Annotated in this window: 19 protein-coding genes; 7 read left to right on the top strand and 12 right to left on the bottom strand. The window is 42.8% G+C overall.

Annotated features, from left to right (window positions below; translation table 11 throughout):
- Nucleotides 1-168: 168 nt before the first annotated feature.
- Nucleotides 169-1,047, top strand: coding sequence for a Cof-type HAD-IIB family hydrolase (locus UYC_RS0125960; protein ID WP_016874373.1), 879 nt, complete (start codon nucleotides 169-171; stop codon nucleotides 1,045-1,047).
- Nucleotides 1,048-1,390: 343 nt separating this feature from the next.
- On the opposite strand, the gene UYC_RS0125955 is transcribed toward UYC_RS0125960, so the two are convergent.
- A complete protein-coding gene (locus tag UYC_RS0125955; protein WP_016874374.1) occupies nucleotides 1,391-2,191 on the bottom strand; it encodes a DALR anticodon-binding domain-containing protein in 801 nt (266 codons plus the stop codon).
- Nucleotides 2,192-2,454: 263 nt separating this feature from the next.
- Here UYC_RS0125955 and UYC_RS0125950 point away from each other — a divergent pair, with 263 nt between their 5' ends.
- Nucleotides 2,455-3,213 carry a Crp/Fnr family transcriptional regulator gene (locus tag UYC_RS0125950; protein WP_016874375.1) on the top strand — a complete coding sequence of 253 codons (759 nt, stop codon included), beginning with the start codon at nucleotides 2,455-2,457 and terminating at the stop codon, nucleotides 3,211-3,213.
- A 197-nt stretch (nucleotides 3,214-3,410) separates the two neighbouring features.
- On the opposite strand, the gene UYC_RS0125945 is transcribed toward UYC_RS0125950, so the two are convergent.
- The 4 genes from UYC_RS0125945 to UYC_RS0125930 form a co-directional block, all read right to left on the bottom strand.
- Nucleotides 3,411-4,463, bottom strand: a complete 1,053-nt coding sequence (locus UYC_RS0125945) for a PstS family phosphate ABC transporter substrate-binding protein (protein WP_016874376.1) — start codon at nucleotides 4,461-4,463, stop codon at nucleotides 3,411-3,413.
- 87 nt (nucleotides 4,464-4,550) lie between these two features.
- Nucleotides 4,551-5,585, bottom strand: coding sequence for a PstS family phosphate ABC transporter substrate-binding protein (locus tag UYC_RS0125940; protein ID WP_016874377.1), 1,035 nt, complete (start codon nucleotides 5,583-5,585; stop codon nucleotides 4,551-4,553).
- Nucleotides 5,586-6,149: 564 nt separating this feature from the next.
- Nucleotides 6,150-7,568 carry a protein kinase domain-containing protein gene (locus tag UYC_RS0125935; RefSeq protein WP_016874378.1) on the bottom strand — a complete coding sequence of 473 codons (1,419 nt, stop codon included), beginning with the start codon at nucleotides 7,566-7,568 and terminating at the stop codon, nucleotides 6,150-6,152.
- A 207-nt stretch (nucleotides 7,569-7,775) separates the two neighbouring features.
- On the bottom strand, nucleotides 7,776-8,795 hold the full coding sequence (locus UYC_RS0125930; protein ID WP_016874379.1) for a LysR family transcriptional regulator: 1,020 nt from the start codon (nucleotides 8,793-8,795) through the stop codon (nucleotides 7,776-7,778).
- A 212-nt stretch (nucleotides 8,796-9,007) separates the two neighbouring features.
- Here UYC_RS0125930 and UYC_RS0125925 point away from each other — a divergent pair, with 212 nt between their 5' ends.
- The 4 genes from UYC_RS0125925 to ndhD1 all read left to right on the top strand — a co-directional run bounded on the left by UYC_RS0125925 (nucleotide 9,008) and on the right by ndhD1 (nucleotide 14,863).
- Nucleotides 9,008-9,724: an NnrU family protein gene (locus UYC_RS0125925; protein ID WP_016874380.1), complete on the top strand. Its 717-nt coding sequence runs from the start codon at nucleotides 9,008-9,010 to the stop codon at nucleotides 9,722-9,724.
- Nucleotides 9,725-10,147: 423 nt separating this feature from the next.
- Nucleotides 10,148-10,534 (top strand): thioredoxin family protein, encoded by a 387-nt coding sequence (locus UYC_RS0125920; protein WP_016874381.1) that lies wholly within the window; start codon nucleotides 10,148-10,150, stop codon nucleotides 10,532-10,534.
- 438 nt (nucleotides 10,535-10,972) lie between these two features.
- Nucleotides 10,973-13,069: an NAD(P)H-quinone oxidoreductase subunit 5 gene (locus UYC_RS0125915; RefSeq protein ID WP_016874382.1), complete on the top strand. Its 2,097-nt coding sequence runs from the start codon at nucleotides 10,973-10,975 to the stop codon at nucleotides 13,067-13,069.
- Between the two features lie 213 nt (nucleotides 13,070-13,282).
- A complete protein-coding gene (gene ndhD1, locus UYC_RS0125910) occupies nucleotides 13,283-14,863 on the top strand; it encodes a photosynthetic/respiratory NAD(P)H-quinone oxidoreductase subunit D1 (RefSeq protein WP_016874383.1) in 1,581 nt (526 codons plus the stop codon).
- A gap of 128 nt (nucleotides 14,864-14,991) precedes the next feature.
- Here the strand turns inward: ndhD1 and UYC_RS0125905 are convergent, their stop codons facing one another.
- The 6 genes from UYC_RS0125905 to UYC_RS0125880 form a co-directional block, all read right to left on the bottom strand.
- Complete coding sequence (locus UYC_RS0125905) at nucleotides 14,992-15,999, bottom strand: DnaJ C-terminal domain-containing protein (RefSeq protein WP_016874384.1); 1,008 nt, start codon at nucleotides 15,997-15,999, stop codon at nucleotides 14,992-14,994.
- A gap of 125 nt (nucleotides 16,000-16,124) precedes the next feature.
- A complete protein-coding gene (locus UYC_RS0125900; protein ID WP_016874385.1) occupies nucleotides 16,125-16,637 on the bottom strand; it encodes an AAA family ATPase in 513 nt (170 codons plus the stop codon).
- A gap of 75 nt (nucleotides 16,638-16,712) precedes the next feature.
- Nucleotides 16,713-18,002: a glucose-1-phosphate adenylyltransferase gene (locus tag UYC_RS0125895; protein WP_016874386.1), complete on the bottom strand. Its 1,290-nt coding sequence runs from the start codon at nucleotides 18,000-18,002 to the stop codon at nucleotides 16,713-16,715.
- A 168-nt stretch (nucleotides 18,003-18,170) separates the two neighbouring features.
- Nucleotides 18,171-18,482: a hypothetical protein gene (locus UYC_RS0125890; RefSeq protein WP_016874387.1), complete on the bottom strand. Its 312-nt coding sequence runs from the start codon at nucleotides 18,480-18,482 to the stop codon at nucleotides 18,171-18,173.
- A gap of 465 nt (nucleotides 18,483-18,947) precedes the next feature.
- Nucleotides 18,948-20,696, bottom strand: coding sequence for a S8 family peptidase (locus UYC_RS0125885; RefSeq protein WP_016874388.1), 1,749 nt, complete (start codon nucleotides 20,694-20,696; stop codon nucleotides 18,948-18,950).
- Between the two features lie 354 nt (nucleotides 20,697-21,050).
- On the bottom strand, nucleotides 21,051-22,199 hold the full coding sequence (locus tag UYC_RS0125880) for an extracellular solute-binding protein (protein ID WP_016874389.1): 1,149 nt from the start codon (nucleotides 22,197-22,199) through the stop codon (nucleotides 21,051-21,053).
- A 706-nt stretch (nucleotides 22,200-22,905) separates the two neighbouring features.
- On the opposite strand from UYC_RS0125880, the gene UYC_RS0125875 reads away from it, so the two are divergent.
- Nucleotides 22,906-23,283 carry a hypothetical protein gene (locus tag UYC_RS0125875; protein ID WP_016874390.1) on the top strand — a complete coding sequence of 126 codons (378 nt, stop codon included), beginning with the start codon at nucleotides 22,906-22,908 and terminating at the stop codon, nucleotides 23,281-23,283.
- Between the two features lie 47 nt (nucleotides 23,284-23,330).
- Here the strand turns inward: UYC_RS0125875 and UYC_RS0125870 are convergent, their stop codons facing one another.
- Nucleotides 23,331-24,554, bottom strand: coding sequence for a nicotinate-nucleotide--dimethylbenzimidazole phosphoribosyltransferase (locus UYC_RS0125870; protein WP_016874391.1), 1,224 nt, complete (start codon nucleotides 24,552-24,554; stop codon nucleotides 23,331-23,333).
- Nucleotides 24,555-24,665 lie beyond the last annotated feature (111 nt).

Raw genomic sequence — 24,665 nt, 5'->3', positions numbered from 1 at the left:
CTTTTATTTAGTTAGGTGCCCAGGAACTAAAGTTCACAACAAAGTATGAAAATTATTCTTCTCCCAACCTTATTTTCAAGTAAGGTATTTCACTAAACTCTACTCCCACTTTGCGATCTAACCTGATAACCTCTTAGCTGGGACTTTATAGTACTAGCAACTAAATTTATGCAGAAAACATCTGCCCGTTACTTAGAATCATCTGGCATTGCAGATATTGCTGCAAAGTCTACAGACATTAAATTACTTGTTTTAGATATAGATGGAACTATTGCCGGGGAAACAAATAGCATTAGCGAACCCGTTAAACAAGCAATTACTGCGGCGCAAGCTCAAGGGATTCAGGTAGCGATTGCTACAGGTAGAATGTATCGCTCTGCTTTGCGTTTCCATCAAGAAATTAACTCTACCTTGCCGTTAATAGCCTATCAAGGAGCGTGGATTCAAGACCCAGTCTCTCAAAAAATTCATCAGCATTTACCTGTTTCTAGGAAAATTGCCGAGCAGCTTTTGGATTATTTTGAACAACCAGAACTGCGATCGCTGTTGTCTGTCCACTTTTATATCAACGATCAACTCTACGTTAGAGAAGTTACAGCAGAAACTCAAATTTATGCAGAACGTTCTGCTATTACCCCCATCCCTGTAGGTGACTTACGCCAAGCCTTAAGCAACGAACCTACAAAAGTTCTGGCTTTATGCGACGATACAGATATTATTGACAATTTGCTGGGTTCTCTGCGCAGTCAATATACTCCTGCTGAACTGTATCTCACCAAATCTGTTGCTACATTCTTTGAAGCAACTAATCCTTTTGCTAACAAGGGAACCGCAGTCCGCTATTTAGCTGAAGAACAACTGGGGCTACAACCTCACAATGTTATGACTATTGGTGATAACTTTAATGATGTGGAAATGCTCACTTATGCTGGCATTGGTATCGCAATGGGCAATGCACCACCACAAGTACAAGCGATCGCTAACTGGATTGCACCTAGTGTTGAAGACAACGGGGTAGCAGTGGCGATTGAAAAACTACTGCTTTAAGAAGAGTATAATACCAATCTTCTTCAAGTTACCCAGTCCTGCTTGAAACAAATGCAGGACTGTTTTATTATTCACGCTTTCTCAAAATAGAAAAAGATGGCGAACAACCTATCGCTCATCTAAAAATCAGAAAGGGTACCGACGACTGGCCGTGTTTCGTCTCGGTACCCTCGCTGGTTCGCTCCTCACACACCTGATAATATATCCTAAGTGATTCAACCAGTCAATACTTGTTACAAAAATATTAATTGATTTCAGTAATAGACATTTGAATTTGTTGTTTTATGAAAAGCACCTACAACTCTTGCTAACCGTTAAAGTGGTTTTGTACTTCGTGCCATTTTTATAACTCAACAGGAGCAAAAGCACCTAATTTTTCTTCCAACAGAAATTTTAAAACCCATTGAGTAGCTAAGATTAATCCATGCCTAGCTTGGGCTAATTCTGGTGAAGTAGTTTTAACCTCACCCCAAATACGGCAATTGCACCAGAAATTTTCAAAAGCTTGGCTCACAGCAAGCCCTGCTTTTTCCCACTTCACCAAAGCATCAGCAGATGAATATTCCAATTCGTCCATAATTTGCACCAATTCGTTTATGAGACGAAATTCAGCAGGGTGATTTAACCGCAGTTTTTGCTCTCTGTTCAACCAAGGTATAACATCAGCGGAAATAAACAATTCTTCTTGCTGAACTAGTCGCATTAACGAACAGCAGCGTGCATGAGCGTACTGAACCGGAAAAAGAGAACAAGACAATGAGAGATTCTCTTTCTTTGTGCCTCCCTCTTCCCTTCCAAGGGATACAAGCCTTTGTAACCAAGCAGCTAGGACAGGATGAGCCAATTCTACATGAATCCAACCAGGTGAGATAATTTGGATTCTGAAAACGTCATCAGACTCTATCGATAAATGAGAGGCGATAACCTCAGCAATTTCCATCGCTGGCAGATTCTCATATTTCGACAGCCTGAGTGCTATCCCTGTAATATACAAAACTCGCTCATCATTTCTACCTTTAGATAGGGGAATTTTCTCTTTTTCTATGCATACACTTCCTTGAGTATTAGCATAAATACTTAATGCAGCCAGCAAATAGTAGTATATTAACTGCTTAATTGATGTGTATTTGCTAACTTGTAGCATTTAATGCACAGAATATACGGTAGTTAAAGTTTGTTTGAGAAGTGTTAATTTTGTGTCATCTATCTTAGGGTAGAAGTTTAATCTAGAAAAAGAAAAATTAGAATTGTGCAAATTTTTTTTGAAACAGAGTAAATTTTACTACAATCATTGTACAGTAATAAGTATACAAAAGAGTAGAAGCTCAGTTTCTACCCTTTAGATGGCTGGCACTGTTAGGTGTTAAGCCTGACAAGCCAACAAGAAGACACTCCTTGCACCTTTTTATGACGTCTTTGTCTTCAGCCGAACGCTCTTTGTTACCTATGCAATCTCCATCCTCTTTTTCTGAGGCATCACGGCCTTTCTTAACTTGGCAACGGATTCTTGATTGGGCTCAGGAACACTACCGCTGCCGCACCTTTAGCAAAGATGAGCGCATTCCAGCTAGACCTGGATTGCTATATTTGGTGCAAAGGGGTGCGATCCGTATGGTAGGAACCGCTCAAGTGAGTGCTACAGCCAGTCAGTTAACGTCTAGACGCATCAATCGAACTCCAGAAGAAGCTTTCTTGGGTTTTGTTGGCGCAGGGCAGCCGTTTGAAATTGTTGCTCAGTCACCATTCACGCTCCAAGCATACGCACACGTTGACCAAACTATGGTGTTGTGGATGTACTGGCACGATTTAGACAACTGGCCTCACTTCCGCCGTGAAGTGATGGATGCCTTCAGGTTACAGCACCAGCGCAAGTTGCTGTGGTTGAGTGCTTTAGGACAGCGACGCACAATAGACCGACTTTTAGGATTCCTCACATTGTTGATTGAGGAATACGGAGAGCCGGCTATGAGCGAAACCGATCCTGAAGTAATTCGTGGTTATTGTTTACCTTTCCCCCTCACCCACGCCCAAATTGGCAGTGCCATTGGTTCGACTCGTGTCACCGTCACCCGTTTGATGGGTAAGTTGCGTCAACGCGGCTTGATTTTAACTCAAGGGGATAATCTCATCTGCTTGCCAGCAGAGTCAATTAATAGAGCCAGCTAAAGTGCGATCGCACAATTTCTAATGAGAAGTTGCCTTACCGCACAAAGAGTGTAAACCACACTATCTTGAAGGAAAGGCACTACTCTCCAATCAGAAAAACCATCCAAATGAGTTTTGTTATTTTCATAAATTGAAGCAAAATTCCATGGGTGTGTGCAAAAGCAAGCACTATTGTGGTTATCTATTCATGACAGGTGTCAGCGTACTTTGACAAACCCAGCTTGGGAGATAAGTTCTTGTCCCTGTTCAGTTAGCAGTAAGTTGGCATAAGCAGTACCCGCTCGCTCCTCAATTTGAGCATTCTGTTTGACCACCACAAATAGATTGCGGGTGATTGGGTAATTTCCTGACTGGAAGGCCTCAATGTTCAATGTGTTCCGTTTACCAGGGCATTCTGAAGGGAGAACAAATGGCTCTTGGTAAGGAGGAACGTACTGTCCTTGCGTTCGCCCCAACGGCAAGGGCCTAATTGAACATTGGGGAACAACTTCTGGGGCAGAAGCATAGTATATGCCACCAAGATTACTAGCCACTTTTTGTAGGGCTTGAGTGGTGGTAGAAATAAACTCTACATTAGATCCAAAAGCTTGACCTCCCAAAATATCTTGGGAAAAAAGTTCTACTGTGCCGCCATCACTAAGGCGACGAGAATATGCATTAATAGGAATATTAGGGCCTCCTACTTGGCTCCAGTTTGTGATTTTACCACTGTAAATTGACCTTAATTGGTCTATTGTCAATCCTGGAACCGGGAGATTGGGATTTACTGCTACTGCTAAACCATCAATCGCTACAGGAATTTGTTGCAGACTAAATCCACGCTGCTTGGCACGAGATAGCTCTTCATCCAATATTGGTCGAGATGATTGGGCAAATGCTAATTTACCATCGATTAAGGCTTGAATACCCGTACCAGTGCCAGGAGTACCAGTATTAGGTTCTACATAACGCATTCTAAATTCTGGTCGCCCAGCTTGAAGTGCCGAATCAACAATCAGCCGGATTGGTGCCCAAGAAGTACTACCTCCATAGTTGAATAATCCGGTGGGCACATCTTGTACGGAAGCAAAAGTCTTACTGCTAGGTTCTGACTTAGTAATATTAGAACTCGGAGTAGTAGATTGAGGCTTGGAGACTTGATTTATAGTCAAGTCAGTTTTTCTTGTAAACCACCAAAATCCGCCAGCTATAAGTCCTACTGTAATCAGTAGGGATAATATCAGAATTGGTGTCTCATTTTTTTGTGACATAGTAATTTACCAGGTGTTGGTTGCTAGTTGTGGATTGTCAAAAAAAATACCACTAACCAATAACTACTATCCACTAACTAAACTTAATTATCGAATTCTGACAAATCCAGTTTTAGAGATTAATTCTTGACCTTGATTTGTAAGCAGCAAGTTAGCATAGGCTTCTCCTGCTTGCTGATCGCTGTGGCTATTTTGTTTAACAATTACAAATAATCTACGGGTGATAGGATATTCACCACTTTGAAAAGCAGCTACATTTAGCTGGTTACGTTTTTGTGGACATTGAGAAAGAGGGACAAATGGCTCTTGGTAAGGAGGAATCAACTTATCAATTGAACGTCCCAGTGGTAAATACTTAATGCTACATTGACCAATAACTTCTGGGGCAGAGGCGTAGTAAATACTGCCAGGATTTGTTGCTACTTCTTTTAAAGCTTGGGTTGTTGTGGAGATAAATTGGACGTTGTCACCAAACTTCTCCCCTCCTAAGACATTTTCACCAAAAAATTCTACAGTGCCTCCCTCTTGTTGGCGGCGAGAATATGGTGTAATTTTTAAATTCGGCCCGCCCAATTCTTGCCAATTGGTTAATTTGCCAGTGTAGATATCCTTGAGTTGGGCAACGGCTAAACCGCGAATATTAAGCTGAGGGTGAGTCGCGATCGCAATACCGTCAATTGCTACCGGAATTTCTTTGAGTGTGAAACCCCGTTGTTGTGCTTGTTTAAATTCCTCATCTTTAATTGAACGTGAAGACTGGGAAAAAGCTAGCTGGCTGCTTAACAGCATTTTAATTCCGCTTCCAGAACCAGGGGCACCTGTAGTTGGATCTGTATAGCGTAGTTGAAATTGAGGAAATACAGTTTGAACGGCTGTATCAACTTCTTTACGAATTGGTGCCCAAGTAGTGCTACCACCGTAGCTAAATAATCCCACAGGAACATTTTGAACTTGAGCAAAGTTATTAATATCAGTTTGTTTAATAGTTTGAGATAGATTATTGCTACTTCGGAAGAATTTTATACCAGAGTTATTTGCTAACCACAAAAATACACCGCCTACAAGTCCCAAGGTAATTATCAGGGCTAAAACCAAAACTGTAGTTTCGTTTTTTTCAGTCATCACAGTTTTTTAACTTTCTGTTAGTAATACCAATTAAAAAAACATTCTAACAAATGGATTCACAGCAATTAGATACAGAAGGTGATTTCAAATTCAAAAGGGTATGAGGCTATTTTCCATCTTTTTATTAATTTATTTAGGTTAAGAAATGGTTAACCTTACATATTTTTAATCAGAACTCCACATCTAGTGTAAATTAAGAAACCAACCCTGGCGATTGGAAATCGCGGCTAAACAGACAAAACTCCGAAGTTCTGAGTGGAGGAAACCTCCCTCTGGGTACCCTACGGAAATGCCTCCGGCGAACGCAGTCGCACGCCACCTGCACTCAAAGAGGGAACCTCCAAGGGCGCAGTGGCTCCCTAAGTCGGGAAAACCACCTAAGGCGATGCTCACCTCACCCCTACGGGAAGTTGCTTTGCGTCTTGTGAATTCTTTCCACCTCCGTGGGTTTAAAACTCTGGTTTTTTAGTTAGTCTGCGGAGGAAAACTTAAGTTGGTGTAGTAGCGAATTATATTCGCCCAAAAATTAAGAGTATCAAGCTATTAAATCAGTAACTCTAGTTAAAAAATTAAAGATAATAATTTATAAATCAGACGAAATAGTGTTGTAACTGCAATTGCCACTAATCCAGCTGCTACAGATAGAATAATTACTTGTTGAATACCAAGACTCGCCTGCAATAAAGGTACAAAAAAAATAATTGCAAAAGTAATAGTAGGAATAATTAATAAATCCCATTTTTCAATCCATCGCCGCGTTTGAGCAAAAATTAGTATTCCTAAAATTAGCGCGGAGGCAGCGAGAGCCATAACTGGGGATTTCAACAAACTATAGAGGGCGATCGCAATTAATCCACCTTCAAACCCACTAAATCCTGCACCTGCTAAAAACTCCCAAGTGGAAAATGGTGCTACGGAGGAAGTTCGAGATCGTCGCTGTTGTTGTGGTTGATTTGCTACAGGCTGCGGTTGTTGTAATTGGTTAGGTTGTTGGGGGTGAATTTGGGTAGGTACAATCGGTTGCGGCGGTGCATTCAGGGCATCCAAAACTTCCTGGGCTGACTGAAAGCGTTGATTGGCAGCAGGTAAAAGCATCTTGTCGAGAATATTAGCAAGATGAGGGCTAATTGCAGTTTGACTGCGCCATTTCCACTGATTGCTATACACATCAAATAGCTGATTTACATTCTTTTCACCCGTGAGCAAAATCACAATTGATACAGCCAATGCGTATAAATCTGTAGACGGAAATACCTGTCCCCCAGACATTTGTTCTGGTGGTGCAAAGCCCAAAGAATAAATTCCTGTTGAAGCTGCTGCTCCAGAGGGAGCATTTGCTACCTGCTTAACTGCGCCAAAATCTAACAAGTAAAGTCTGCCATTGCGATGGCGCATGATGTTAGAAGGCTTGATATCTCTGTGAATAATGCCTTTATGATGGACAAACTGCAATACCTTTAGAACGTCTCGCAGTACTTCCAATACTTCTGGTTCGGAAAACTTGCCTTTTTGGGCTAATTCCTCGTCAAGATTCTGTCCATCAATGTATTCCTGAACGAGATAAAAAAATTGGTCTTGCTTCCCCCGTTGGGAGAAACTAGGAACTATCACCGGGAAAAAAGCATATAAATCGGGAATTTGGTCGTGTTGAGAGCCGATCTCTTCTAAGACTACAGCTTCTCTCTCAAACAAATCTTGGGCTAGTTGCAATTGAGTGGTGGTTAAATTGCCTGCTGGTTGGAATTGCTTAACCACACACTGACGCATCCCAGGAGTATAGCGATCGCGCGCCAAAAATGCTGCCCCAAATCCTCCTTTACCTAACAACTTTGTAGGCAAATAGCGGCCAACTAAAATTAGGGGCATACCACAAGCAGTGCAGTATTTTTGCTGTACTGTTCTTAAGGTGGAATGATCGTCTAAATCTTGAAAATAGTTTTGTGGACGGGGGCAACCGGGACGAGTGCAATAAATTTCCATACTTGTCAATAGTCATCAGTCATTTGTGAGCCAGCGCGCAGAAAGGGGGTTCCCCCCCATGTAGACGCCCTCCGGGCGGCTTCCCGCAGGGTACGACTGGCGTAGACGCCTGGAGGGCGACTTCCCGCAGGGTACCCGCAAGGGTCATTAGTCAGCAGCCATTACTGAATGACAAAGGACAAATGACAAATGACGAATGACTAAATTTTAACTCTCATCAGAGTGGGATGTGTCCGTGTCTACAGTTGTATTTATTGCCATACTGCGATGATGGTGTGTCGATTTTAACACATCAAGATTCCAGCCAGGGGCAGCAAACTGAGGCAAAATTTCTTTACTAAAAGCTTCTGCTGCCTTGGAGCGATAGCGATTGGGATTAAAAATTAGCCACAGTGTTCGCTTAACGATCACACCTTCAATGGGAGTACAGTGTAAAACTCCCATTTGTAATTCTTTAGCGATCGCTGACGTGGAAACAAAAGCGGCTCCCAAACCAGATTGCACAGCATTTTTAATTGCTTCTATAGAATTGAGTTCCATTTCCACTTTCAAACGCCGTGTATCAATATCATGACGTGCTAAAACCTGATCTATGACCTTACGGATTGTCGATTGGGAATCGAGAGCTATGAATTGTAATTTATATAGGTCTTCTTTTTGAATGGTTTCGAGTTTTGTAAAAGGATGAAAAACAGGCAAAATTAGCGCCAATTCATCTTCAGAGTAAGGAATGATTTCTAGCGATTCTGCCAACTCACCAGGAATTTCACCACCGATAATTGCCAGATCGACTTGTCCGTTGACTACACTCCAGGCAGTTCGGCGAGTAGAGTGGACATGCAATTGCACCGCCACATCGGCATATTTTTGTCGGAACAACCCAATCATTCGGGGTAACAGATAAGTACCAGTAGTTTGAGAAGCCCCAACAATTAAAGTACCGCCTTGAAGATTTTGTAGATCTTCGATCGCACGGCAGGTTTCCTGACATAGACTGAGGATTTTTTCTCCATAACTTAGGAGTAGATGTCCTGCTTCGGTTAATTGTGCGCGGCGTCCTCCACGATCGAATAAGGGAACATCGAGTTGCCGTTCAAGGTTTTGTACTTGTAAGCTGACGGCAGGTTGGGAGACGTAGAGGCTATCAGCAGCACGCTTAAAGCTCCCTTCTGCGGCGATCGCTTTTAGAATACGTAATTGATCTAAGGTGAAAGGAAGGTCAGACATAAGGCTCAACCCACAAACAAGAAAGGAGCAGCATTGGCAATAAACCAGCAATTCATAGTATTCTGGCTAGGCGTAATTTATTGCATCTTAAACTTGGAGGCTTTATCCGCAAAAGACAGTAACACAACATCTTGACTAAAGTCCCCCTTTGAATACTTTGTGGTATTGATTGTACTGAATTAAGCTCGCTTTAAGTTACTTCACTTATGTTTATGATGCTGCCACCTTGGTTAACCACCAGCCATTTCACCATCTTGGGATTACAATTAGGTTTTGCAATTGCCCATAGTGGAGGAGCTGCTTTGCGGCCTTGGGCAGAAAAACGGATCGGCCCGCGACTCTATCGCATTATGTTTGCGTTGACGAGCCTACCTTTGGCTGTAATCTTGATTATTTACTTTTTTAACCACCGCTATGATGGTTTACAGCTTTGGCAGATCCAAAGTTTACCTGGGGTAAAACCATTAGTCTGGATTTTATCAGCAATATCTTTTTTATTTTTATATCCTGCTACTTTCAATCTACTAGAAATTGCTGCCATCACCAAACCACAAGTCCATCTCTACGAAACAGGAATTATTCGTATTACCCGCCATCCTCAAATGGTCGGACAGATAATTTGGTGTGTCGCCCATACTCTTTGGTTGGGTACTACATTTACTGTTGTTACTTCTGCGGGGTTGATTTTACACCATTTGTTTGGAGTCTGGCATGGCGATCGCCGCTTAAGCTGGCGCTATGGCACGGCTTTTACTGCTGTGAAGCAGCGCACAAGTATTATTCCTTTTGCTGCTATTGTTGATGGGCGTCAACATCTGGAGTGGCGAGAATTTTTTCGCCCTGCCTATTTAGGAGTAGCTATCTTTGTAATACTCTTATGGTGGTCTCATCCCCTGTTGTTGACGGCAACTAGTAAGGTACAATGGTGATCCAGGTTGAAACAAAACTGACAGGAGCATAGGATAGAAATTAGATGAGCATTTTGGCTCACTAGTTACTACCAAATCAATGTAGGATGAATTGAAGTAGCTGTCAGGGAGGGTAAGAGCAAGCGATTTCAGACATTAATATTTGGTAGTTGCTAATTAACTATCAGTTATGGGAGTAAATCGTACCGAGCATTTAATTTTTCTTCCCTGTAGCGGCAAACAGGAGTTGATAACCTTAAAATCCTACTATGATTGATGCGTTGGCTTTTGTGTCGGCATCAATAATGATCAAGATAAAATCAAGGCTGAAATCTTTGTACATCTGTTTATGCCCTGAAAGCGTCTATCGGCAGTTACTGACTTAATCTACCTTCCTGTCGATACGCTATTTGGATATGAAAACCCTATAATTTTAGAGGCATCATGGTGTTGTCGGTTAGTGAGCGGACGTTTACTCAAGAAGTTTTAGAATCTCCTATTCCTGTTTTAGTAAATTTTGAAGCTCCTTGGTGTGGCTTGTGCCGCATCATTCACCCCTTGTTATTGCAATTTAAAGCTCAATGCGGCGATCAAATTAAATTAGTCGGTATTAATGCTGATGACAATTTCAAATTGTCCACTACATATCGACTCAAATCGTTACCAACTTTGCTATTGATTGAAAATGGTATTGTTAGGCAACGTTTGGAAGGTTTTCGTGGGCGTGAAGATTTACTTCAAGCTCTAGAAGAAATTAAACTTAGCTACGGCAAGCATCATAAAGTCCACACAAACACTAAAACAGCAGAACTGGGATATCGTTTAGCATAAAAAGACTTAATAGTCAATAGTTACAAGGTGGCTTTTTGAGTAGGATATGACCACTGAGGGGAGGTCAGCCCAAGAAGCTAAGGGTGAAGGATAGCGGAATCCTTAGCATCACGCTATCAACTTTTGGCTCATGACTGCTAAAAAATGCCAAAAATATAAAACCATGTTTAATTACCTCACCTAATCAGTATCGGGTGGGGTATTTTATCCTGGAGGGTGTGTGTCACAATTATTAACAGATCCGACAAGTTAGTCAACCAAAGGTTGAAGTATGAAGTATGAAGTATGAAGTATGAAGTGTGAAAGATTAATTTATCCTTATGCCTTCTGCCTTATGCCTCTTTGAAGTTCAAAGTAGAGTCTTTCTTTGCTCTGACTTCTCTAGTGACTTGTACCTTCATCCTTTTTCATGAAGAATTCTAAAAGTAGGCGTCAGTGATGGAAGTAATCTATCAATATGCCTGGCTGATTCCGGTATTACCCCTTTTAGGGGCAATGTTGGTTGGGCTGGGATTAATCTCTCTAAATCAGGTGACGAACCGCTTACGACAGCTTAACGCCGTGCTAATTATCTCCTTGATGGGAGCGGCGATGGGGCTGTCGTTTGCCATATTATGGAGTCAATTGCATGGTCACGCCCCTTATATTCGCACCCTAGAATGGGCGGCAGCTGGAAATTTTCACCTGAGCATGGGCTACACTATTGACCACCTGACAGCCTTAATGCTGGTGATTGTGACAACAGTAGCTTTCTTGGTCATGGTTTACACGGATGGCTACATGGCGCACGACCCCGGCTATGTCCGGTTCTATGCCTATCTCAGCTTGTTTGGCTCCTCAATGTTAGGTCTGGTGGTTAGTCCTAACTTGGTGCAGATTTATATCTTCTGGGAACTGGTAGGGATGTGTTCCTATCTGCTGGTTGGTTTCTGGTACGATCGCAAATCAGCAGCAGATGCAGCCCAAAAAGCGTTTGTTACCAACCGTGTCGGTGACTTTGGTCTTTTGTTGGGTATTCTGGGGCTATTTTGGGCAACAGGAAGTTTTGATTTTCAAGTTATGGGCGATCGCCTTGCCCAACTGGTGCATACAGGTTCGATCAGCAATGTGCTGGCAGCTTTGTTTGCGATTTTAGTTTTCTTAGGCCCGGTAGCTAAATCAGCCCAATTTCCCCTCCACGTCTGGCTACCAGATGCAATGGAAGGCCCTACGCCCATCTCTGCCTTGATTCACGCGGCAACGATGGTGGCAGCAGGCGTCTTCCTCATTGCCCAGATGTACCCAGTGTTTGAACACGTCCCAGCGGCAATGAATACAATTGCCTACACAGGGGCGTTTACGGCTTTTTTGGGGGCAACAATAGCCATTACCCAAAACGACATCAAAAAGGGTTTAGCTTACTCCACCATTTCCCAACTTGGTTACATGGTGATGGCAATGGGAGTAGGCGCTTACTCTGCTGGGCTTTTCCACCTGATGACCCACGCCTACTTTAAGGCGATGCTATTTTTGGGTTCAGGCTCGGTGATTCACGGTATGGAAGCAGTCGTCGGTCATGACCCTGACTTAGCCCAGGATGTGCGGTTGATGGGTGGACTGCGCAAGTTTATGCCGATTACGGCACTGACCTTTTTGATCGGTTGCGTGGCAATTTCTGGTATCCCGCCTTTTGCTGGGTTCTGGTCAAAAGATGAAATTCTCAGTGCCGCCTTTGCCTCTAATCCACTGCTATGGGGTATAGGCTGGCTAACAGCTGGAATTACTGCCTTTTATATGTTCCGGATGTATTTCACCACCTTTGAAGGTCAATTCCGGGGCAATAAAACTCAGTTGTGGGAGAAACTCAAGTCTCCTATCGGCATGGCGATTGTTGCGGGTTTTGAAAGAACCCCCGCTTTTGGGCCTGGTGCAATGACTAAAGGAGAACTGGAAGCCCACGAAGAACATCACGATCACGACAGCCACGGTCATGGTCATAGTGAATATCCACACGAGTCCCCTTGGACGATGACCCTGCCGTTAGTACTGCTGGCAATTCCTTCGGTTTTGATTGGTTTGGTGGGGACACCTTTTGCTAACTACTTTGAGGAGTTTATCTATTCTCCCAACGAAACCCTTGAGGAAGTGGTAACAAAAGCCGCAGAAGTTGACCTGCATGAGTTTTACATTATGGCGGGTGGTTCAGTCGGAATTTCCTTGATTGGGATTACGGTCGCTTCTTTAATGTATTTGTGGGGTAAGATTAACCCAGTGGCGATCGCAAACAAAATCAAACCACTTTATGAGCTATCTCTCAATAAGTGGTATTTCGATGACATTTACCACCGCGTCTTTGTTCTCGGCTCGCGTCGTTTAGCTAGACAAGTGATGGAAGTTGACTACCGCGTTGTTGATGGTGCTGTCAACCTTACAGGCTTTTTCACCCTTGTCAGTGGTGAAGGCTTGAAATACTTTGAAAACGGTCGCGCTCAGTTCTACGCCTTAATTGTGTTTGCAGCGGTCTTGGGCTTGGTGATTGTCTTTGGTGTAACTTAAATTAACCAAAGTTGAAGTAATCACTGCTGCTATCTCATGAGTTATTTATTGCTCAACAAGTGTGTTTTATGAGGATGAGGGCAGGTAAATGTATTTACCTGTCTTTATCTTTTTTGATTTTTGTTAAATCAACCTAACAAATGAAGGCCCGATCGCGAAAAAACTGCTAGTTAATAGCTAGTAGCCTAAGCCCTTACATTACGAACGACTTCGATGAATACAGCTAATTTTCCTTGGCTGACCACGATTATTCTGTTACCTGTAGTAGCATCGCTGCTAATTCCCATCATCCCAGATAAAGACGGCAAAACAGTACGCTGGTACGCCCTGATTGTTGGGTTGATCGATTTTGCCTTGATTGTTACTGCCTTTTATTTTGGGTATGACTTCTCCAATCCTGATTTGCAGTTGTTTGAGAGTTATGCCTGGGTTCCGCAGCTGGATTTGAATTGGTCAGTAGGGGCAGATGGCTTGTCAATGCCCCTCATTATTTTGACTGGATTCATTACCACATTGGCGGCTTTGGCGGCTTGGCCTGTGACGCTAAAGCCCAAGCTATTTTACTTTTTGTTGTTGGCGATGTATGGCGGTCAAATTGCTGTATTCGCCGTCCAGGATATGCTGTTGTTTTTCCTGGTGTGGGAACTGGAATTGATTCCGGTTTACCTGCTCTTAGCAATTTGGGGAGGAAAAAAACGGCAGTATGCAGCAACTAAGTTTATTTTGTACACTGCCGGCGGTTCCTTATTTATTTTGGTAGCTGGCTTGGCGATGGCATTTTATGGTGATACGGTCACATTTGATATGCGATCGCTTGCTGCAAAAAATTATGCCTTAAACCTTCAACTTTGGCTGTATGGTGCCTTTTTGATTGCCTACGCTGTCAAGTTGCCTATCTTCCCACTCCATACCTGGCTACCAGATGCCCACGGTGAAGCCACAGCCCCTGTACATATGTTACTAGCTGGTATTCTGCTGAAAATGGGCGGTTATGCCTTAATTCGGATGAATGCTCAGATGCTTCCCGATGCTCACGCTTATTTTGCCCCTGTATTGGTGATATTGGGGGTAGTTAACATTATCTACGCAGCCCTCACATCCTTTGCGCAGCGTAACCTAAAGCGAAAAATTGCTTACTCTTCCATTTCCCACATGGGCTTTGTGACGATTGGTATTGCTTCCTTTACCGATTTGGGTTTGAATGGGGCAATGCTACAAATGGTATCCCACGGATTGATTGGGGCAAGTTTATTCTTTTTGGTAGGAGCAACTTACGATCGCACCCACACCCTAATGTTGGATGAGATGGGTGGTGTCGGCAAGAAAATGGGGAAGATTTTCGCTATGTGGACAACTTGTTCCTTAGCGTCATTGGCATTACCAGGAATGAGTGGTTTCGTGGCAGAGTTAATGGTGTTCGTAGGATTTGCCACAAGCGATGCCTATAACCCGACTTTCAAAATTATTGTCGTGTTCTTGATGGCAGTTGGGGTGATTTTAACTCCAATTTATTTGCTGTCAATGCTGCGGGAAATTTTCTACGGTGAAGAGAATAAAGAATTAGTTTCTCACCAGAAACTCGTCGATGCTGAACCCCGCGAAATCTTCATCATCGCCTGCTTGTTAGTGCCAATTATTGGGATTGGTTTATATCCCAAGATTTTGACTCAGGTATACGATGCTTCTACAGTACAGCTAACTGAAAGATTGCGAAATTCTGTACCGTCATTGGCTCAACAAAAAGCCCCTGCGGTGTCCTTAAATGCTCCTCAAATTGGGGAAGCAGTAAGGTAAAAGTAAAAGGCAAGCTACCTAAATAAACCCGCCCCTACTAACTATTGTACGGGCGGGTTTTAAAGGTAATCTCTTTAGAATGACGAAGATATCTAAATAAACCCGTCCCTACTAACTACTAACAATTTTTACAATTTGATATTTTGCAAATGACTGCGGGGATTATAGGTACGCATAACGCGGATTTTTTCATAGTACTCCCGCTCTTGTGAACTGATTTCTCTGGGAGTAGCGATCGCAATCTTCACCAACTGATCGCTACGTCCACCTTTAGGTTGCGGCCAACCCTTGCCTCGCAGGCGCAAAGTCTGCCCAGAACGTACTCCAGCCGGAAGTTTAACACTAACGCTGCCATCGGGAGTAGGTACTTCAATAGAGGCTCCCAGCACGGCTTCATCTGGTGTGATTGCTACCTCACAGACCAAATTATCACCTTCAAATTGGAAGAAAGAATGGGGCTGAAGTTCAACTTTTAAGTACAAATCTCCTCGTTGTTGCGTAAAAGGGCTGACTTGTCCTTTACCCCGCACGCGCAGACGGGTTCCTGGTTTTGCACCAGGGGGGATGCGAACATCAATAGTTTCGTTGCCCAGACTGAAGCGCTTTTGAACACCATGAAAAGCTTCAGAAAAAGTCAGGGAAATTGTTGCTTCACTGTCTTGGGTAGTGCCTGTGGAAGCAGCATCTTGAAAGCCAAAATCACCAAAGCCACCAAAACCACCAGGAGCAGCACCTGTGGAAGTGCGGTAACTATAAGTTTGTCGCCCACCACGAGCACTACCACCGCCACCACCAAAGCGTCCTAACAACTCATTGATAAAATCATCAAAACTACCGTATTGACTGAAGTCAAAGCCACCCGTATCAAAGCCAACACCGCCGCCAGGGAAACCTTGACCGACTTGTTTCCAGTATTGGCCGAATTGGTCGTATTTGCTACGTTTTTCTGGATCTGACAAAACTTCGTAGGCTTCGTTAATTTCCTTGAAGCGTGCCTCTGCCTGTTTATTGCCAGGATTGACATCGGGGTGATATTTGCGGGCTAATTTCCGAAAGGCTTGTTTAATTTCCTCTGGACTGGCAGTTTTACTAACTCCCAAAATTGCGTAATAGTCTTTAAAATCGGTTGCAGCCATCTACCAGCCTCCACTAGCAATTCCCTTTATGTTTTTTTCTAGGTAAAATTTGAGTCGTTATTTTGTACCCGGTATAATTCCAGGCATACTAAGTCTGATTTTAAGTTAACAAACCTTATATAAAATCAAGTACGGTTCTTGCTGACTGCACGAGCGCAATTTCCGTACTCTCCTCGCTCCGGAGAAAAACAAATCAGGCTGTCTAATCCTTCTACTAAGCTAGGAGGAGCATCTCGCAGTTGGCGATACATACGAAATATTACGTCCTCTGGCACTTGACGTTTTCGTCTTTTATTGCGTGCTAAACATAACCAAATTGGTGTTTCTACCCAAATTCCGACAATTTGAGTAAAACCGATGTCGCGGGCTAGAGCAATGATTTCACGGCGTTGGCGTCGCTGCGCATTAGTGGCATCATAAATTACCGTAACATTTGCGGCGATCGCTGCTTGAAATTGCTGCCTGATTTCTCGCCAAATCAATAACCACGATCCCTGAATTGCCTCATCACCAAATAACTGCCCCCGGATAGCATCGGTGGAAACCAGCCGCCACGGGGGGCATTCTGCTAGCAATTGTTTTGCCAAGGTTGACTTACCGCTACCAGGAAGACCAATTAGTAAAATTAGTCTTGTCATTTGTCATTTGTCATTTGTCATTTGTATTTGTAACAAATAACCAATGACCATTGACTAATGACTATTGACTAATGACTAAATAATCGTTCCATCAGGAATGACAGCATTTTTCAACACCACGACAATACCATTGCGGATGTAAAAACCTTGATTTTCGCGTTCAGCTTCTTGAACGTTGTCTTTGTTGACAATTTGTACATCACAACCAATGTGAGTATTTTTGTCAATGATGGCACGACGAATCGTTGTGTTAGCACCAATTCCTACTGGAATGCTGCGATGATCGCAATCAGACTGACGTTCAGCAAATGGCTGATAGAAGTCTGCACCCATGATTAAAGAATCTTGGATCACACAACCTGCTTCAATGCGCGATCGCACTCCCAAAACCGAATTTTCGATGCGGCAATTTTTGAGAATGCAACCTTCACTAACAATTGATTGCGTCACATGGCAATCTAATAATTTGCTGGGGGGTAGGTAACGAGCGCGAGTGTAAATCGGCGCGTGCTCATCGTAGAAACTAAAAGGCGGGCGGGGTTGCTTAGTTAGTGCTAAATTTGCATTATAAAACGCTTCTATTGTTCCGATATCTTCCCAATAACCATCAAACAAGTAGGCTTGAATGTTGTAGTCATTGGCTGAATCAGGAATAATTTCTTTGCCAAAATCTGTGCGCTCTGTAGCATCTTTCAACAACTTGATCAAAACATCTCTTTTAAAGATATAAATCCCCATTGAGGCAATATAAGGTTGTTGCTCGGCTTGGCTTTTATCTAAACCAAGAATGGTAGTATCAACCGCCATTTTCTTTAGAGCATCGCCTTTGGGTTTCTCGCTAAAGTCGATTACCCTCCCAGACTGATCAATTTTCATTAAGCCAAAATCGGAGGCGCGGCGCTCGTCGATGGGTATAACTGACAGAGTAATATCAGCCCCAGTTTCCCTGTGACGCTGGATAAATAGGCGATAGTCCATGCGGTATAGGTGATCGCCTGATAGTATTAAATATTCGTCTACACCCCATTCTTCAAACAGCCATAGGTACTGACGAACCGCATCTGCTGTACCTTGGAACCAACTAAGGTTTTCTGGCGTTTGCTGGGCGGCAAGCACTTCCACAAATCCCTCAGTAAAACCAGAAAAATTGTAGGTACGCGCAATATGGCGATTCAGCGAAGCCGAGTTGAATTGTGTCAGGACGTAGATTTTGAATATTTCGGAATTTATACAATTACTGACAGGAATATCTATTAAGCGATACTTACCTGCCAGTGGTACAGCTGGTTTAGCGCGTAGTTTAGTTAGCGGATATAGGCGGGTACCTGCACCGCCACCGAGAATAATTGCTAAAACTCTTTTCACAAGTTTTCTCCCGACTGCCTTTCAACTCTCACCTACAGTTTAGGACTGTCTGCACCTGCTGGTAAGGGGGGGATCGGAGATTTCTAGTGAGTTTAATTTGCTGTATGCTGCCACAGGCAATTAGCACTTTCCATGACTACTACAGGGAAATTAGTGTATAAATTTAACTTAAATTTTTGACATACCCATGTTTCTTCCACCTAGCCCTCTATCTATCAAACGCATCTTTTGGGAAAGTTTCAGATACTGCACCCAAGGTTGCTCTGATAATTTAGAAATTTCATTAGGTGATAGAGTAGCACTGAATACATCCTTAGCCACGTTAATATCACTAACACCCAAATTTTCTAAGACAGCGATCGCAGCAGATCCTTCTGTAAGTCTTTCGGTATGAATGAAGACTACCAAACTACGTTCTTCTGGATCGTGAACCTGATTTAGCGCCATCGCAAGGGCAGCGTCTAGCTTCTGATAGTTCATCTAAAAAATCTCCCATCAATACCCCGTCTATACTTTCTTGCTCAGACAGATGGAAAGCAGGGCGAGATATTACCACTTTCCGAATCACAAAGGACAGGCTGATTTTAGCCTGCCCTAAAATAAAACTATCAAATTTACTGCTATAAATTGCCTACCCTTGTGTAGAGCTAGCTTACGCTTGCCTACTACTAATTACAGATCCACTGATGGGGCATCCCTGTTTTTAAAATGCCCACAGGCTATAAGCCTTTCGCTAGCCACATCTTTTAAATCTCCGCTGCGTTGCCATCCCGCCAGCAAATTTTGTAGCAAATTTTGTAGGGTGGGCACTGTTCACAACCTAAAAATAAGGCTTTGAGGAAAGTTAGACAGTGCCCACCTTACGCTTTACTTAATTTTATAGCTGTTGGTAATAGTTAGTATTTGAAATTATCCGTTACCAACAGCTTCATTAACTACGCGATTCTACTCTTCAGCGAGCTTTAGCGTATCAATCAATCCAAAACCCCATTTACTATCAAAAGTTCCCGCCGCTTTTCCGGGGATAGAACAATTTTTACATAGCATTTCTTTGACCTTCGCTGGATCTAGATTGGGGTTTTTCTGCAACAACAATGCAACTAAACCAGTTACAAATGGTGTTGCCATACTTGTACCAGCCATAGCTACAAATTTAGAATTTACCATCATTGAGCGATTGAGATTGGCATTCGAGGAGAGGGCAGAAATAATCATCGCTCCTGGTGCTGCAACATCGGGCTTTTGGGCACCATTACGCAGTGGCCCTTCACTGCTAAATTCAGAAATATTATCTAACTCTAAGCCTATTTCTTGCTTGTTGTTGTCAATATCCGTGTACTTCACTTTAGTGGTGTAAGAAGCAACTGTAATCGCACTGCTGGCTGCTCCTGGCGAACCAATTTTTACTGCATCGGATACGCTCTTACCTGTGAAAAATACAGATGGAGAGTCACTTAAAGTCCACACGTCTAACCGTACATCACTTCCTGATGCTTTGCGTACTCGCAATTGCCAAATGCCACCTTGTACAGGTTGGATAAACCTGTCGTTACCGACACCGCGAATTTGTACGAAGAAATTATACTCTCCGTTGACTGGATCGGGGCCAGGTGTGACTATTTCTACTCGTGCATCCGATAAAGTGTACGCTTTAGAAGGATTGCCATCAGTAACGATCGCTTGGAAAGGAGTCACAAAACCTTTAGGACTGCGCACAGAAACTTCTAACTGTCCGCCTTTAGAATACCACCCGTTTAACCAGACTATGCCTGCTTGATCTGAGGGAACGTTAAAGCGCATTGTATGCATTCGATTGCCAGTAACCTGGGTTTGACCGTGAATATTGTCGTTACCTTCGTTACCTGCTGCACAACAGACAATCCGTCCTGGGCCAGTTTCGGCATCAATGATTTTTGATAGAGAATCGCTACCATCATGAGCGTCAGCGTGTCCACCCAAACTCAGATTTACCACTGCTGGGCATCCCATTTCCCTTGCTACCCGGAAAATATAACGAACCCCATCGGCAATGTGGGCATCTTGTAAGTCAGTTTTAACGATTACCAATTCCGCTTCGGGTGCAACACCGTTATAAGAGCTGTCAGAAGCAGCAGCAATTCCGGCTACGTGAGTACCATGCCCATCTGTATCTTGAGAAACACTCAACAGTGCTTCGGTTAATTCAGCTCCATAACCACCTTCTGATACTCCCTCCCCTGGTAAAGTCTGATCCCAAATGCGGAGAATACGTCCCGCAAAGGCAGGATGTTTGGGATCGATACCACTGTCTACGACACCGATAATTACTCCCTTACCTGTCAACTCAGTTGCCTTTTTGAACTCTGGTAAATTTACTCGCTCTGATGCTACATCCATCCGCAAGTGTAATTTACGCGATGGTTTGATCCTTTGAACGGTATCCTCTTCTGATAAAGCATCTAAACTTTCTAAAGGCAAATAAGCCGTCCGTACAGTTCCTGTATTTTGATTAACCTCTATCCCGTATTGTAATAAATGACTCAAATCTGCTTGTTCATCACAGTAAATAAAAACGACACTACGGGTTGGCTTGAGTGTAGTTTTGGGGGCAACTATGCCGAGTGATTTCTTGTGGGGAATTAGAGCTTCTTGTCCTTCTCTTTGATAATCTTCATAAGCTAAAAGCAATCCAGGAGAAAGTTTTTCGTGTCTCATTTCTACCTCAAATTATGTCCAATCGCTGCAAGATTTTACTAGGATAAATCGCTTGAGCATTGATAACACACAAGTAATTTTTTTTGCTTTTATTCTTTTATGTAAATATAGTTATTAATATTTACAAGTAAATTTTATTACGCACTAAAAGAAGCACAAAATTACTTGCTATTGGCATCAGCTAGAAACTGATGCTTGAAAAAAGCTATTTACTTGATACAGTGTCTAACTCGCTAATTACGCACAAAGTGAAGAGAAAAATAAATCGATTAAGAATTAAGAGAGCCAGAGGCTCTAGTTCTCGTTACCAGGTTCAACCTGGTAACGAGGGAATCCCTTATACCCAATCACTACTTATCCCTTAATTTTGTTAAATAAAGATTCGTATTTAGCAGTTACGCCGGGTGGTAAGGGAAGTAAAAATTCGCTTTTGGCAAAAATTTCATTATTGTTTCTTAACAAGTTACGTAATTCTGCTTGGAGATTAGAATATTCAATTTTTGTAGAAATAGGTGAATTTGTTTTGGCAAGCAGAGAAATTTGTTCAGCTATGTTTGGTAGCCAACAAAAATCGATCCATTGGTATGCTAAATCCTCACCTGTAACGCCCGCAGGTTTTACCCACACGTCTGCCCACAATGCTGTTCCCGATCGCGGAATAACTGCGGCAAGTTGAGGATAACGTCCAAGTACGGACAATACATCATTTGACCAACCAACCGCGAGCCAAGTATCTCCAATAATTAGAGGTTCTAAATATCTTGTGGAACTGTAAAGCTTAACCTGTTGATTGAGAGTGCTTAATTCTTCTTCCAAGTTAGGAATGCTGTCCAAATTTTGCGTGTTGTAAGATTGTCCTAGCTTCTTTAACACTAAACCTATTACTTCTCGTGGCTGGTTGAGCACAGAAATGCGATCGCGCAGTTCGCTTCGCCACAAATCGCTCCAGTCTGTCGGTTCCCAACCTAATTCTCGGAATTTGTCGCGATCGTAAACAATCACTGTACTACCCCAACTGTAAGGAGCCGCCCAAACTCTTCCTTGGGCATCTGGGTAGCCTTGCTCGTTGCGTGTTACCAATTCTTGCCAGCGTTGAGGTAAATTAGACCACTGTTTTAGCTGTTCTACTTCTAGTGGTTGAATTAGTTTTTGCTCAATAGCTGCTTTTAGCCAATAATCTCCCAAAGTCACTAAATCAGCAACAGCATCTTTTGCCGATGATCCTAAGGGTAAGGGAAAATTCCATTTTTTCGGAGAATTTGTTTTGGACTGATTGTGCCAGGTTTGTAATTCCTGATATAAATCCTGTAACTGCTCTGCAGGAGCAAAATTTAGTTGTGCCTTCTGCTGTAAAGCTCGTCGGAATTTATTAACTACCTGAGCAGGAATAGAGCCTTTTAAAAGTTGAACACTTAATTTCTCCTGGCTGTTGTTAGTACATCCAAGCAGTGACTGTAAGAGTACTAGTGTAATACTGCCTTGCAAAAAAGACCGTCTATACATTGAGTTGAGATTTTTGTTTCTAACTCATACTATTTAACCAAATTGCCTGATTACCTTTGCTAACGACTGAGTAAGAGGATAACCAGCCGTAATCGAGAAAATTTGCGTAAGCAACAAGCACAAGTTATTGAGATTAGAATGCATACCTGCTTACCAAGAATTTTATTATTTAAGTTCTCGCAATCAAAATAATCAGCCAAAATAGCTATATTTTGATAAGCATAATTACTGCCATCTGTCTTAAGTTAGGAGCTAGAGGTGCTTGGGGTATGGAAGAGAGTTTTCCATTACAAGCGTTGGGCAATGAAATCATATAGATGCCTGCCTAATGGCATATTAGTCGATTCTTAGCTTTTTAATTGATTTGTCAAAATTTAGTGATATGTAAGCTAACAAATTTCCATTAATAGCTTTAAGCGTTAGCTTTGCCGAACCTGGTTATGCTTTTATGATTTTTTCTTCGTGATACTGCCAAAATCTAGACATAGCTAGATAAAGCATGATTTTTGAAATTTTTTCAAAAAGGTAAATTTTCTCAATGCTAAAATTTAGTAAGGCTATAGACAATATTGAGAAATGTTAATAATTGATTAATTAAATATTCATTCCTAAAAAATAATCTTAAAAATTAAAAAAATCATAAGTATATTTAACGTTGCCAGTAAATTGAATAACATAGAGAAAAACAAGCGGACGAGGGTATTAAATGGAGCCATTACAAAAGCAAGTCCTGACATTGAGTTATAAACTAGATGCCCTCTACCAAGTGATTGAGCAGCTTGATAATAAAGTATCTCAAGCTTTATCGGCGTGCTGCTTGGAAACAACACACGAGGATAGAGATAATGTTTTAGAAAATGTTGAGACTGGCCGCTTACAGTTCAAAGGACAATTTAGTCTTAACCCGGAGATGGAACACAAAGATGTAATAGCAGATGGTATTTATCCAGACTCAAATCTTCAGGGAGGAGACAAGCAAATTACGCCAGAAATTCAAATTCAAAGACTAACAGCACAATTAACAGCAGCATACAATCGGATTGCTGCTCTAGAAGAGCAATTACTGCTCAAAAGAATTCACTAACAAATCAATAGTCAATATTCCACAGCCGACGCTGTTTTGACTCTGGACTACTGACTATTGAGTTGAAATAGTCCGTCAATTTGGGCTTCAATGGCTTTTAAAAGTTGATGTTGCTGCCAATCGTAAGTGAGATGAGCGGCAATGCAAGCTCCTCCAGCCCCCATACCTTCTTTTACAAAACCCTGTTCATATGCTCGAAGTTGGGGGTAAGCAGAATTAGCAAAACTTAATTGAGTGGCTAGTAAGGGCGGAGGAGTACCGCCCAATTTTATGCTGTATTCACCCACTAGCTGGGCTAAATCTACAGTGCCTCCTGTGGAATCTTCTACTACCCAGCGCGTTGTACCTACGACTACTGCTTCTGGGTTCCAGGGTAAATTATAAGCTTGAGCGATCGCGCTCATGAGTGCGTATACCGCCAGCATTTGCGTACCACCAGCAAGCAAAACACCACAACTGCGGCTGAGAGCGATCGCTATTCCTGCTGCAACAACTTGCATGGGATCGCCCACCGCCGCCACGAGTTGGAGAGGATCAATTGGGGACGCGGGGAAAGAAGAGGACACGGGGAATATTTTTGATAGATTCTCCGTGTCTGCCCCTCTCTGCCTCTCCGTGTCTTCTCCTGTCCCCCTCATCTTCTCCAAACCTGCCTGCACTACTGCCCACTTTTGGGTGTGGTTGCAAACAGGGTGGCTGCTGTTGACTTTTCCAACTGCGTTTATACCCAAACCAGTTAGGATAGCCAAAGCGGTTGTGGTTCCACCTACGACACATTCACCCAAGACTAGATAACCTGTTTGCATTTTGTCGGCTAGGCGATCGCCCCATAACAGTCCTTGTTCTAGCAAGTGGTGTACCATTGCTAGTTCCATCGCATTACCGTGACTTAAGCACCGAGCCGGAGAACCACCTAAATCAATTACCGGGACGGCAGGGGATTGAGGCAAACCAGCATTAAATAAATAAATTGGTATATTTAATTCCTCCACCACCGCACGGGAAATTAACACTGGAGATGCACCAGCAATTAGAGGTGGAAGAGGATATTGGGGTTTTTTTGCTGTGCCGCAGTAGAGAAATTCAGCATCAGCAACTGCTGTATATTTACGATCCTCAATTGTGCGACCGGCTGCGGAAATTCCGGGAATTAAACAAGTGTCAGTAAAACCTAAAACATAAGCAAATACAGGTGAGTAACCATGATAGCGAACAAGCCATTCCTGCCCCTGTTGGATTTGGGTATAAATGCGAATTAAGTCATTAGTCATTAGTCATTGGTCATTGGTGAGCCAGCGCCGTGGGCAGGTTCCCCGACTTGGGGCGACTGGCGTAGACGCCTGGAGGGCGACTTCCCGCAGGGTACCCGTAAGGGTCATTAG

The organism is Chlorogloeopsis fritschii PCC 6912 (assembly GCF_000317285.1).
Classification (GTDB): Bacteria; Cyanobacteriota; Cyanobacteriia; order Cyanobacteriales; family Nostocaceae; genus Chlorogloeopsis; species Chlorogloeopsis fritschii.
This window is presented reverse-complemented; position numbering and strand designations above follow the sequence as displayed.